Below are 13,249 nucleotides of genomic sequence, written 5' to 3'. Positions count from 1 at the left end.
TTACCATACCGCCCGATTCTGTTGGATAATGTGAAACCTCACGCCGGAATGGAAACCGTTTCCCGTCCATCACCCTGAAACAGATTTTCTTTTCCGCTTTTACCGAAAAAACGCTGAAATAACAGAAAATGACTTCATCCTCTTCCATTACCATTTATCGTCAGGATTACACCGTTCCTCCATTCCTTGTCGATCACATCGACCTTACATTCGATCTCGGGCCATCCGTGACCCAGGTAAAGGCCACCACCCGCCTCCGGCACAATCCCGAATCGGAAAGCCACGACATCGTCCTGTATGGTGAAGCGCTGGAACCGGTCAAAATCGTCATGAACGGCAAAACGCTGGCCAAATCAGACTATGCGACAGACAACGGCGAACTCCGTATCGCCAATGCCCCCGATGATGTCACGCTCGTCGTCGACACGCTCATCCATCCTGACCAGAACACCTCCCTGATGGGACTTTATCTTTCCAACGGCAACTTTTTCACCCAGTGCGAAGCCGAAGGATTCCGGAAAATCACCTGGTATCCAGACCGCCCCGATGTGATGGCGACCTATACCGTCACGATCCGTGCCGACAAGGAAAAATACCCGGTTCTGCTCTCCAACGGCAATCTGGTCGAAACAGGAGACCTGCCCAACGACCGCCACTACGCCGTATGGGACGATCCGTTCAGAAAACCATCCTACCTCTTTGCCCTGGTGGCGGGCAATCTGGTCTGCCGGGAAGAAACATTCAGACTGGCCGACGGCCGCGATGTCCTGTTGCAGGTCTGGGTCGAGAAAAACAACCTGGACAAGACTGCCCACGCGATGGAATCGCTCAAACACAGCATACGGTGGGACGAATCCCGTTTCGGTCTGGAACTCGATCTCGACCGCTTCATGATCGTCGCCGTCAGCGACTTCAACATGGGCGCCATGGAAAACAAGGGACTGAACATCTTCAACACCCGGTACGTCCTGGCCAACCCGCGAGTCGCGACCGATACCGATTACGCCAACATCGAATCTGTCGTCGGTCACGAATATTTCCACAACTGGACCGGTGACAGGGTCACCTGCCGCGACTGGTTCCAGCTTTCCCTGAAAGAAGGGCTGACCGTTTTTCGCGATCAGGAATTCTCCGCAGACCTGACCGGAAGCGATTCGGGCCGTGCCGTCAAACGGATCGAAGATGTCCGCACCCTGCGGCAATTGCAGTTCCCCGAGGATGCCGGCCCCATGGCCCATCCCGTCCGTCCGGATGCCTATCAGGAAATCAACAACTTCTATACCGTTACCGTCTACGAAAAAGGCGCTGAGGTCGTCCGCATGTACCAGACCCTTTTCGGCCGTGACGGTTTCAGAAAAGGCATGGACCTTTATTTCAGCCGCCATGACGGCAACGCCGTCACATGCAACGACTTTCTCGCCGCGATGGCTGACGCCAACGGACGCGATCTCTCGCAATTCGAACGCTGGTACAGCCAGGCCGGAACCCCCCGCGTCAGACTGGAAAGCCACTACGACGAAAAAAAACGGACACTTACTGTTTCCCTCTCCCAGTCCTGTCCGCCGACACCCGGTCAGACTGAAAAACAGCCGTTTTTGATCCCTTTCGCTATCGGTCTTCTGGACAGCAAGGGCAACGACATGCCGTTGCGACTGAAAGGAGGAAAGGATTCTGGAACCTCCTGCATTCTGGAATTGTCTGACGCCAGCCAGACATTCACTTTCGTCGATGTCGCGGAAAAACCGGTCATCTCCGCCTTGCGCAATTTTTCCGCTCCCGTCATTCTGGAATACGAACAATCCGATGATGAATTGCTGCACCTGCTTTCCCACGACAGCGATCACTTCAACCGCTGGGAAGCCGGCCAGCGTCTCGCCGCGCGCCGTCTCGTCAGCCTGACGAAAGCGGTTCAGGACGGCCAGCCCCTGACACTGGACACGGCATTTGCCGATGCGTTCCGGGCCGTCCTGTCCGACATGTCACTTGACGCCGCATTGAGAGAACTGGCCCTGACCCTGCCGAGTGAAATGATGGTGGCAGAAAGACTGGATGAAATCGATCCCCATGCCATTCATCAGGCCCGCCAGTTCATGCGCAAGGCACTGGCGGAAAAACTCGAAAAGGAATGGCGCGATGCATGGGATCGCAACAGGACAGAAGGGACGTACCGCCCCGTTCCTTCCGACGCAGGAAAACGCGCCCTGAAAAATCTGGCGTTATCCTATCTGCTTGCGCTGGACAAGCCCGCCTACTGCCAAATGGCCATCGAACAGTACAACCGTGCGGACAACATGACCGACCGGCTGGCCGCCCTGACGTCGCTGGTTCACTCCGGCTGCATGAACAGGCATCCCGAGGCAAAAGCCCTGCTGGACGATTTTTACCGGGAATTCGAAAACGAAGCGCTCGTCATCGACAAATGGTTCTCGTTACAGGCCACTTCTCCCCATGCCGGCATCGAAACCATCACAACGCTCATGGAACACCCGGCCTTCACCCTCAAAAACCCCAACCGGGCACGCAGTCTCATCTTTGGATTTTGCCACAACAATATGGCACAATTCCATGCAGCTGACGGAAGCGGTTACGAATTCTGGAGCAAGAACCTGATCGAACTGGACCGGATCAATCCACAGGTCGCCGCACGGCTGGCAAGATGCATGGATCAGTGGAAACGATACATTCCGTCTTTGCGCAAACCGGCAGAACAGGCCTTGCGGCACGTTTCGGAACAGCCTTTGTCCCGCGACACACGCGAAATCATTGAAAAAACCCTGTCTGCCTGACATCACATCGAAAAAAGAAGAAAGCATCATGAGACCTAAACGTATCAGTCTGACGCAACACCTGATTGAGGAAAACCGGAAATACGGCACCGTTCCGGAAGAATTGCGTCTGCTTCTGGAAGTCGTCTGCCGTGCCTGCAAGACAATCAGTCATTCCGTCGGCAAGGGAGCGCTCGGAAACATCCTGGGCAGCAACGAAACGGAAAACGTACAGGGAGAAGTCCAGAAAAAACTGGATGTACTCTCCAACGAAATCCTTCTGGAATCCAATGAATGGGGCGGTTATCTGGCCGCTGTCGCTTCAGAGGAAATGGAAACGATTCATCCTATCTCGAAAACCTATCCGCACGGCAATTACCTGTTGCTCTTCGATCCGCTGGACGGATCGAGCAATATCGACGTCAACGTTTCCATCGGCACCATTTTTTCGGTGCTTGCCATGCCCGAAGGCAAGACGGACGCCACCGAAGCCGATTTCCTGCAACCCGGCCGCCAGCAAATCGCCGCCGGCTATGCCCTCTACGGCCCCCAAACCCTTCTGGTACTGACTACCGGCCGCGGCACCAACGGATTCACGCTGGACCGTGAAATGGGATCGTGGGTTCTCACCCATCCCAATATGAAAATTCCGGAAACGACCAGCGAATACGCCATCAATGCCTCGAACCAGCGGCGCTGGTTCCCGCCGGTCAAACGGTACTTCGATGAAATGCAGGCCGGCAAGGAAGGACCGCTCGGCAGGGATTTCAACATGCGCTGGGTCGCATCCATGGTGACCGACATGCACCGGATCCTGACACGCGGCGGCGTTTTCATGTATCCCGCCGACGAACGCAACATCGAGGCAGGCGGCCGCATCCGTCTGCTGTACGAGGCCAACCCGATGGCCATGATCGTTGAACAGGCCGGCGGTGCGGCGACCAACGGCCTGATTCCAATGCTCGATGTCGTTCCCGAAAAACTGCATCAGCGCGTTCCGGTTTTCATGGGATCGAAAAACGAAGTGGAACGCATCACCCGCTATCACAAGGAAACGCACTGATACCTCGCCGGCCGTTGAAGCTCCCTCGCAACGGCCGGCAAGTCCGTTTCTGCTCGTATCCTGTGGAGTGCCGTGTCGGCAAAATTCCCCTCCCACCCCCTCTTCTTCCCTGTAACAGGTCTGAAACATTCCCCTTGAGGCATAAAACCGCTAGAATTTCCTTCTATTCATAAAATACCCGGGAAGATCACAAAAAAACGGGGCAAGGGAAACGGACATGATCACTTTTCAACAAATCATCTTCACGCTTCAACAATACTGGAGTCAGCAGGGATGCGCCCTGCTTCAGTCGTATGACATGGAAGTCGGCGCCGGGACATCGCACCCCTCCACTTTCCTGCGCGCCATCGGGCCTGAACCGTGGAGAGCCGCCTATGTACAACCCTCCCGCCGTCCGAAAGACGGCCGTTATGGCGAAAATCCGAACCGCATGCAGCATTACTACCAGTTCCAGGTCGTTTTGAAACCTGCACCGGAAGACATTCTCGACCTGTATCTGGGATCGCTGGTCGCATTGGGTCTTGACCTGAAGCAGAACGATGTCCGTTTCGTGGAAGACGACTGGGAAAATCCGACACTGGGTGCCTGGGGACTGGGTTGGGAAGTCTGGTTAAACGGCATGGAAGTGACCCAGTTCACCTATTTCCAGCAGGTGGGCGGCATCGACTGCAAACCGATTCTCGGTGAAATCACATATGGCCTCGAGCGGCTGGCCATGTATCTTCAGGGTGTCGAAAACGTTTACGACCTGATCTGGACGGAATGGGTCGACCGTGGCGTCAAAAAATACCTGACCTACGGCGACGTTTACCATCAGAACGAAGTGGAACAGTCCGCCTACAACTTCGAACAGGCCAACACACCGTTTCTGTTCTCCCTGTTTTCCAGTTATGAATCGGAAGCCAAACGGCTGATCGGCGAAAAACTGACGTTGCCTGCCTATGAAATGATCCTGAAAGCGGCCCACACGTTCAATCTGCTGGATGCCCGGGGCGCCTTGTCCGTGACGGAACGGGCCGCCTATATCGGCCGCATCCGTACCCTGTCCCGCCTTGTGGCACAGGCCTATTACGAATCCCGTGAAGCGCTGGGATTTCCCATGTGCGGCGACATGCGCAAGATCGCCTGAAAACCGGCGACACGACCGAATTGAACCAACCGCCGGACAAATCCCGCCCGGCGATGAAAAGAAAAAGGCTTAGAAAATGAACCAGACCCTGCTTGTCGAACTTTTGACCGAAGAACTGCCCCCCAAGGCACTGACCAAACTGGCCGATTCCTTCGCAGGCACGATTGAAAAAAGCCTCCGGCAGGACGACTTTCTGACGGATGCCTCGAAAAAAACCGTATATGCCACCCCCCGCCGTCTGGCGGTCACCATCACCGATGTCCGGGATATCTCTCCGGACAAACCCATTCGCCGGAAAGTCTTGCCCGTTTCCGTGGCACTTGACGCCGAAGGCAAGCCGACCGCACCGCTCAAAAAGAAACTGGCGGCCATGGACATCGCCGACATCGATATCGCCACACTGGAAGTGGCCAGAGACGGCAAAAACGACTGCTTTTTCTACAACTACACCGCCAGCGGCATCCCGCTGGCCAGCTCGCTCCAGAAAGCGGTCGAAAAAGCCGCACACGATTTGCCCGTTCCGAAAATGATGACCTATCAGCGTCCGGATGGCGAAACGGTCGAATTCGTCCGTCCCGTGCACGAAATCGTTGCCATGCACGGTGAAAACGTCATCCCTATCGCGCTTCTCGGCCTGTCGGCCGGCCGCTCGACACACGGACACCGCTTCCTGTCGCAGGGAGAAATCGGCATTCTGGCTGCCGACTACTATGCCGTCACACTGGAAACACGAGGCAAGGTCATTCCGGGCTTTCAGGCAAGAAAAGACCGCATCCGCGCCATGCTCAACGAAAAAGCCAAAGGCGACAGGGTTCTGATGCCCGAATCGCTGCTGGACGAAGTGACCGCACTGGTCGAATGGCCGATCGTCTATGAATGCCATTTCGAGGAATCGTTTCTGGAAGTCCCTCAGGAATGCCTGATTTTGACCATGCAGACCAACCAGAAATATTTCGCGTTAACCGATGCCGAAGGACGTCTGCGCTCGCGCTTTCTGATCGTATCCAATATGGAAACCAATACCCCGCAGCGTATCATCAGCGGTAACGAACGCGTGATCCGTCCACGTCTGTCGGATGCCCGTTTCTTCTTCGAACAGGACAAAAAGAAACGGCTCGAAGACCGGTTGCCGGGCCTCTCCAATGTCGTGTACCACAACAAGCTGGGCACTCTTGCCCAGAGAATGGCCCGTGTCCGCCTCTTGGCGGTTTTCATTGCGGAAAAAATGGGCATCGATACACAGCTTGTCGACCGCGCGGCACGACTGGTCAAAGCCGACCTGCTGACGGAAATGGTCGGTGAATTCCCGGAACTGCAAGGCATTATGGGAACGTACTACGCCCGCCACGACGGCGAACCCGAAGAAGTGGCCATGGCCTGTACGGAACACTACCAGCCCCGATTCGCGGGAGATGCCCTGCCTGCGACACCGACAGGCACAGCGATTGCACTGGCCGACAAACTCGAAACGCTGGCCGGTATCTGGGGCATCGGACTGCAACCGACGGGAGACAGGGACCCGTTCGCCCTGCGGCGTCACGCACTGGGCATACTGCGCATCCTGATCGAGAAAAAACTGCCGCTTTCCCTGCGCAAAATGCTCGCAGAAGCTGTCGGCATCCTCTCGACCAACGCATCCATGAGCGATCCGACAGAAGGTGTTCTCGCCTTCTTCATGGACCGTCTGAGAGGCTTGCTGCGCGACCGGGGCTATCTGCCGACCGAGATCGAAGCCGTTCTGGCCCAGAACCCGGACCGGTTCGACAACCTGATCGACCGTCTGGAAGCCGTCCGTACTTTCGCTGCCATGCCGGAATCCGCCTCGCTGGCGGCAGCCAACAAACGCATTACCAATATTCTGAAAAAATCGGACATCAACGCCGGCGACGTTCACGCGGACATACTGGTTGAAGACAGCGAGAAAAAACTTTTCGCCGACATGAAAACGGTCAAACCCGAAGCCGACCGGAAATTTGCATCCGGCGATTATACTGGTACACTAAAAACATTGGCCCAATTGCACGACGATGTGGACGCTTTCTTCACCGGTGTCATGGTCATGGCTGACGACACGCGCCTGCGCAACAACCGCATCGCCCTGCTGAAGCAATTGCACGCCATGATGAACCAGGTAGCCGACATCTCGAAACTTGCATCCTGAACCGGAGAAACTGGCGATGAAACTCATCATTCTGGACCGCGACGGCGTCATCAATGAAGATTCGGACTTGTTTATCAAGTCTCCGGACGAATGGATTCCGCTGCCCGGATCGCTGGAAGCCATCGCCAGACTGACCAAGGCGGGATACACCATCGTCGTCGCCACCAACCAGTCCGGACTCGGACGCGGCTACTTCGACATCATGACACTAAATGCCATCCACCAGAAAATGCAAAACGCCGTCAAGGCAGCCGGCGGTCTGATCGAAGCCATTTTCTTCTGCCCCCATACCGCCAGCGACAACTGCGACTGCCGGAAACCCCGTCAGGGCATGTTCAGCACCATTGCCGAACGCTTCGACACCAAACTGGACGATGTGCCATCGGTCGGTGATTCGCTTCGGGATCTGCAGGCCGCATTTCTGGCCGGGTGCATTCCCATTCTGGTTCTGTCGGGAAAAGGAAAACAGACACTTGAAAACGGCGGCCTGCCGCCCAAAACCGTCATTTTCGACGACCTGTCCGCCGTAGCGGACCATCTGCTGTCGGAAAAACAGAAAACCATTGAAAACAAGGACAAAAACATTCAGGAACCAACGTGAGTTGTACACCGGAATTCAAAACCGAAATTTTCACGCCATCCCGGCACAAGCCTGGAGAACCTGTTTCAAACCGTTACATCCTTTTTCTTCGTTCGCTTTCCTTCATGACCATCTGGGTGTCATTCACCCCGTTATGGGCGTGCATCTGTTTCGCCACCTGCTGGCTCCCCTATCGCAAACGCTATTACATCGTCTCACGCTGGAACGTATTCACCATCTGGCTGCTCAAATCCATTTGCGGCATCCGCTATCAGGTCAAAGGCATGGAAAACCTGCCTGACGAGCCGGTCATTCTCCTGTCAAAACACCAGTCCGCCTGGGAAACCATCTTCCTTTTGTGTCATATGCCCCGTCCCTTGTCATTCGTCCTGAAAAAAGAACTGCTCTATATCCCGTTTTTTGGCTGGGCACTGGCACTTCTGCGCATGATACCCATCAATCGCAGACAGGGCACGAACGCATTCCGCCAGCTCGTCAAAAAAGGCAGCCAGCGACTCAAAGAAAACCTCTGGATCATCATCTTTCCCGAAGGAACGAGGATACCGGTCGGCCAGAAAGGAAAATACCACAACGGCGGATCCAGACTGGCGATCAAAACCGGAACAACCGTCGTCCCCATTGCCGTCAACGCCGGAGAATGCTGGCCCAAAAACACATTCATCAAAAAACCCGGCCTGATCACCGTATCGATCGGAAAAGCCATTTCCCCCGAAAACAGGACACCCGACGACCTCATGCACGAAGTCGAGAACTGGATCGAAAACGAAATGCGAAAAATTTCACCCCATGCCTACCGGCAAACCCCCTGACATGGCCAGCAAACGTCCCCGATTCCCCTTTCAGCCCGATCTGTTCGGTTTTATCGCCGGTGCACTGTCCGGAGAGAAAAAAAACCGGAAGCCCCCTCTTTTGACCGGCTTCCGTCCCCCCGTTCCGAAAAGAAAGAAACATCTCGCCGTACGGACTTACCAAGAACCATCGATCTGGACGGAACAAGCGTTTCCTACCTCCTGCACCGTTCCAGCCGGCGCACGATCGGATTCGTCATCGACGAATCCGGACTTCGGGTCACGGCTCCGAAACGGAGCGCGATCCATACCATTGAAAACGCGCTCATCGAAAAACGGAAATGGATACTGGACAAACTCGACTATTACCGCAACCGCCGACAGGCAAAACCGGCTCCCCTGAACTGGCAGGACGGCACCGTTTTTCCCTATCTCGGACGGGAACTGACACTGCACCTTGAAAAATCCGCCACCTTGCGCCCGGTTTTCAGGCTGGACGAAAACAGCCTTGCCATTCGTCTCTCCCCTGAAAATCCGGTCACTGTTGCAGATCACCTGAAAAAATGGCTGAAAACACAGGCACGTGAGATTTTCACCGGGCGATTGCAACTTTACGCGGAAAAAATGAACGTCAGATTCGACTCTTTCGGGCTTTCCGGCGCACACACCCGCTGGGGTTCCTGTTCCGCCAAACGGCATATCCGCCTCAACTGGCGACTTGTCCACTGCGACATGTCCCTGATCGACTATGTCGTCATACATGAACTGGCCCACCTTTCCGAAATGAACCACAGCCCGCGTTTTTGGGCCATCGTCAAGAAATGGTATCCCGATCCCGCAAAAGCGCGCAAGACGCTTCAGGATCTGTCTCCCGTCCTGTTCTCGCTCTTTGCTGAAACCGACTGAAACCGGATACTGTCCATCCCGGTTTCCGAACAGGGCCACTTCTTTTAAAATGGACACCGTCTTTCACTGACAGGAGCAAACATGCGATTTCTTCACACCATGATCAGAGTCGGAGACCTGAACCGTTCCATCGAATTTTATACCCGCGTCATGGGCATGAAACTCATCAGGACATCCGACAACCCGGAATACCAATACACACTCGCCTACCTCGGATACGAAAGCAATCCCCGGCAGGCCGAACTCGAACTGACCTACAACTATGGCGTATCGGAATACGATATGGGCACCGCCTACGGGCATATCGCCCTGTCCACCGACGACATCGTCGCGACCTGTAACCGCATTCGTCAATCAGGCGGAAAAATCACCCGTGAGCCAGGTCCGGTCAAGGGAGGCACTACCGTCATCGCCTTCGTCGAAGATCCGGACGGCTATAAAATAGAACTGATCGAACAAAAAGACTGAATTTGCCCTTCAGTCTCTTTCCACATTCCCCCTGGATGGAATGCCCTTGACGACCGAAATGCGTCCTGAAACACTCCGTCCAGAAAAAAGGCTCTCATTTACCCGCCTTTTTTCTGGCGATATCCGTCACCTCTTTCAGAAGCCCGGACAAATCCTCCATATCGGCGCCATCCATCAGTATCTTGTAAAAAATGGCAATCATCTTCCCTTTCCCGTCAGGCGTCATACCGATATTTTCATCGGTATCCCATTTCTCCAGAACATGAGCGGCGGCCGCCAGCTTGGAGGCGTTGACCGAACCGGCAGTCTCTTTCTCCATACCGATCCGCTTGACCTGATATTTTCCCGGTTTCTGGCGAGTGGCCTTTTCCGCAACATCGCCATGTGCAGAAACCAGATAATGATCAGGTATTTCAAACGCCTTCCTGATGCCACCGATCCCATATTGTTCTTCATAGCGCCAGCCTTCCTTGGCCGCTCTGGACAAAATACTCGACTTGGTCGTCGGCAATCCCGGCAAACGCATCCGAGCGATTTCAGCAGCTGTAAATAAAATTTTCATCAAGGCACTTATCCCTTGCGAACAAAAAAACACCACACTCAAAACAGATATAAACGGCCAGAATCCCGAGAAACGTCCCTCATCATCCAGACCAACAAAAAAAACAGTCAAAACACTTTACAAAACACTTTGACCGCCATACAATACACTTGGTTCCATAAAATGCCGTCCTGAAAGCAAGGCAGGATGGGGGTTATTTCGTTCAATAAGTTCATGAACCACCAGCAGTAATATGTCCATGCAACCTGATCAGGACAAAAACCGGCCAGGCTGTTTCTGTCAAACCTGTATGATCATATATTGAAAAACGACCTTTGTGTTTCCTCCCTCTCGCTTGCCCATCGAATCCGCGCAGGCAGCATATCAAGGCTATCATAGCTCAAATGGCATGGACAGCTTTTTAAAATTTTCGTGAGCAGACAAAAATCACCGGTGAAGATTCATGACAAACGGATTATATCCGTATATTTCCCTGTCATTTCCGGTTTCATCTCATATATCCGATTCATCACAACAGAAAATCACTGTCCTGAAACGAAAAAACGTCCAATCCGCCTTTTCACCGCGAACCTTTCCCCGATTGCAATCTCTCGCCCGACGGCAGAATAATCAACTACAAGCCCCATTTCATCTGATTATTATCAAAATGACATCTTTTGAATGGTCGACAATAAATCGAATTGTCAGACAAATTCAGGAGAAACCGATGAAAAACGAACATGGGAGCTACAAGAAAAGATACGAAACACATACCAGCAAACCGGAAAAATACGATCCGAACAACCTGCTGACCGGCATGATAAAAATCCTCAAACTGAAAAACGATGCAGCCCTCTCACGTGCACTTGAAGTCGCCCCTCCCGTCATCAGCAAAATCCGTCATGGCCGTCTGCCAGTTGGAGCATCCCTGCTCATCCGCATGCAGGAAATCAGCAACATGAGCATTCGGGAACTGCGTGAAATGATGGGAGATCGCCGAAACAAGTTCCGCATCAGCGACAAACAGTTCAAACCCCGTCATGCAGAAAAGAACGCGCCACAGGAACCGGCCGAAAAAGCATGAATGCGCCTGAAAACAGGAAAAAAGAAAAAACACCGGAAATTCTGTTCTGACACCCATGTGAAAAATGCAAAAAACACAGGCTCGTCCATTGACCTGGAGCCGATGAAAAGCTATTATCATGCATTCCGCTGCAATTGAAAATTGAAAGCAGACCGGAGATGTGGCCGAGAGGTCGAAGGCACTCCCCTGCTAAGGGAGCATACGGGCCAAAACTCGTATCAAGGGTTCGAATCCCTTCATCTCCGCCACCGAGTGGTTCGGTGAGGTTCAAAGAGGTACAAAAAGCCGTGTAAAACCAGTAGTTTACGCGGCTTTTTTGTTTTTGACGCCCATATTCCGGAATGCACGCCACTTGTCACCTTCCGGCATCGTGTTTCATTGCAACGAAACAAAGCAGCCGATAAAAGTGGAAAATCGCTCCACTTGTCTATACCGGATACCGCAATCATGAAACCGTGACAGAACACCCCTGATACCCGATAACAATGTGCCGGATACAGGAACCATTATCGAAGACAGCTTCCGGGATGCATCAACCCCGAAAAAATCATCATGCGAATTCTGCATACGAGCCCCCGGAATATACCGGGAGCAAAAAACACGGTCGTCCGATACCGGTTTCCCGTTTCATTTCAGAACATCATCGACCGTCATGGATCGGGCCCGGACAAGTTCATCCTTCGTCATGACTTTTTCCAGTTCGTTCCGCCACTTTCCGATTCCCTCGAGACTCATGGCGGCATGATTCGCCAGAACGCAGGCATAAAGATAATTTTTTTCCGTTCCCTGCCCCCGTGCATACAACAGCGCCAGATTGGCCTGTGCTTCAGGAATTCTCTTTCTCGCAGCTTCCCTAAACAGATCGAACGCCTTCCTGTCATCGCGGGAAACCCCATCCCCTTTCATGTACATGATCGCCAGGGCATTCTGTGCCAAAGCATTTCCCTGAGCGGCCGCTTTCCCGTACCAGTAAGCCGCCTCTTTTTTGTTTTGTGCAACTCCGTCTCCGCTGAAAAACATGCTGCCCAAACCATATTGGGCTTCTGCCAGTCCGTGCTCCGCCGCCCGCCTGAACAAATCAGACGCTTTCCGGGCATCACGGGAAACCCCCTCGCCTTTCATGTACATCATGCCCAGATTGTACTCGCCCCGGGCATTTCCCTGTTCCGCCGCTTTCCTGTACCAGTAAACAGCTTTTTCGTGACTTGGCGAAACCCCTTTTCCCCAGTCATACATGATGCCCAGCGCCTGCTGCGCATCGGCATTTCCCTGTTCCGCTGCTTTCCGGAACCAGTGGACGGCTTTCCCGTAATCCTGTCCGATTCCTTCCCCATAACCATACATGGCGCCCAGCGCATACTGCGCCAAAGCATTTCCCTGATCGGCCGCTTTCCGGTACCAGTAGGCTGCCTTTTGATAATCCCGCAAAACCCCCTTGCCGTAGTAATACAACGTCCCTAGGGCAAACCGGGCATCGGCATCCCCGCTTTCCGCCTGAACGGTCAGCTGTCTGGCGGAAAGGCCATTTTCCGACGGGGGAAAACCGGATTCACCTGCCTGCACCGCCGTCATGCCGAAACAGACCGAACCGGCCAGCAAGACAGGGAAAAACCATTTTTTGAACACGCTGCTTCTCCTGAAAAACATCAAATCGTCATGACTGACAGCATACCGCATTTTTCCGAACATACCTGTGCTAATGTAACGTTTGTCTGAAAGGAATGAATACAAAACACAAGGACA

11 protein-coding genes and 1 tRNA gene are annotated in these 13,249 nt (G+C 53.6%); 10 read left to right on the top strand and 2 right to left on the bottom strand.

Annotation, left to right across the window (positions count from 1 at the left end; translation table 11 throughout):
* Positions 1 to 128 precede the first annotated feature (128 nt).
* The 8 genes from pepN to gloA all read left to right on the top strand — a co-directional run bounded on the left by pepN (position 129) and on the right by gloA (position 9,881).
* Entirely contained in the window at positions 129 to 2,786 is a 2,658-nt protein-coding gene (gene pepN, locus NB647_RS03920) for an aminopeptidase N (RefSeq protein WP_269284256.1), read from the top strand.
* A gap of 28 nt (positions 2,787 to 2,814) precedes the next feature.
* Positions 2,815 to 3,828 carry a class 1 fructose-bisphosphatase gene (locus NB647_RS03915; RefSeq protein ID WP_269265284.1) on the top strand — a complete coding sequence of 338 codons (1,014 nt, stop codon included), beginning with the start codon at positions 2,815 to 2,817 and terminating at the stop codon, positions 3,826 to 3,828.
* A 217-nt stretch (positions 3,829 to 4,045) separates the two neighbouring features.
* Positions 4,046 to 4,957 carry a glycine--tRNA ligase subunit alpha gene (glyQ, locus tag NB647_RS03910; RefSeq protein WP_269265283.1) on the top strand — a complete coding sequence of 304 codons (912 nt, stop codon included), beginning with the start codon at positions 4,046 to 4,048 and terminating at the stop codon, positions 4,955 to 4,957.
* A gap of 76 nt (positions 4,958 to 5,033) precedes the next feature.
* On the top strand, positions 5,034 to 7,118 hold the full coding sequence (gene glyS, locus NB647_RS03905) for a glycine--tRNA ligase subunit beta (RefSeq protein ID WP_269265282.1): 2,085 nt from the start codon (positions 5,034 to 5,036) through the stop codon (positions 7,116 to 7,118).
* 16 nt (positions 7,119 to 7,134) lie between these two features.
* Entirely contained in the window at positions 7,135 to 7,719 is a 585-nt protein-coding gene (gene gmhB / locus NB647_RS03900; RefSeq protein WP_269265280.1) for a D-glycero-beta-D-manno-heptose 1,7-bisphosphate 7-phosphatase, read from the top strand.
* Positions 7,720 to 7,823: 104 nt separating this feature from the next.
* Positions 7,824 to 8,528, top strand: a complete 705-nt coding sequence (locus NB647_RS03895; RefSeq protein ID WP_269284735.1) for a lysophospholipid acyltransferase family protein — start codon at positions 7,824 to 7,826, stop codon at positions 8,526 to 8,528.
* A 21-nt stretch (positions 8,529 to 8,549) separates the two neighbouring features.
* Positions 8,550 to 9,413, top strand: coding sequence for a M48 family metallopeptidase (locus tag NB647_RS03890; RefSeq protein WP_332880088.1), 864 nt, complete (start codon positions 8,550 to 8,552; stop codon positions 9,411 to 9,413).
* Between the two features lie 81 nt (positions 9,414 to 9,494).
* Positions 9,495 to 9,881, top strand: coding sequence for a lactoylglutathione lyase (gene gloA / locus NB647_RS03885; protein ID WP_269265277.1), 387 nt, complete (start codon positions 9,495 to 9,497; stop codon positions 9,879 to 9,881).
* Between the two features lie 94 nt (positions 9,882 to 9,975).
* On the opposite strand, the gene NB647_RS03880 is transcribed toward gloA, so the two are convergent.
* On the bottom strand, positions 9,976 to 10,443 hold the full coding sequence (locus NB647_RS03880) for a MerR family transcriptional regulator (RefSeq protein WP_269284255.1): 468 nt from the start codon (positions 10,441 to 10,443) through the stop codon (positions 9,976 to 9,978).
* 706 nt (positions 10,444 to 11,149) lie between these two features.
* Here NB647_RS03880 and NB647_RS03875 point away from each other — a divergent pair.
* Positions 11,150 to 11,506 (top strand): hypothetical protein, encoded by a 357-nt coding sequence (locus NB647_RS03875; RefSeq protein WP_269265274.1) that lies wholly within the window; start codon positions 11,150 to 11,152, stop codon positions 11,504 to 11,506.
* A 154-nt stretch (positions 11,507 to 11,660) separates the two neighbouring features.
* Positions 11,661 to 11,754, top strand: a tRNA-Ser gene (locus tag NB647_RS03870).
* Positions 11,755 to 12,133: 379 nt separating this feature from the next.
* Here NB647_RS03870 and NB647_RS03865 read toward each other — a convergent pair.
* On the bottom strand, positions 12,134 to 13,132 hold the full coding sequence (locus NB647_RS03865; protein ID WP_269284253.1) for a tetratricopeptide repeat protein: 999 nt from the start codon (positions 13,130 to 13,132) through the stop codon (positions 12,134 to 12,136).
* Between the last annotated feature and the right edge of the window lie 117 nt (positions 13,133 to 13,249).

This window comes from Oxalobacter aliiformigenes (assembly GCF_027116575.1).
Classification (GTDB): domain Bacteria; phylum Pseudomonadota; class Gammaproteobacteria; order Burkholderiales; family Burkholderiaceae_D; genus Oxalobacter; species Oxalobacter aliiformigenes.
This window is presented reverse-complemented; position numbering and strand designations above follow the sequence as displayed.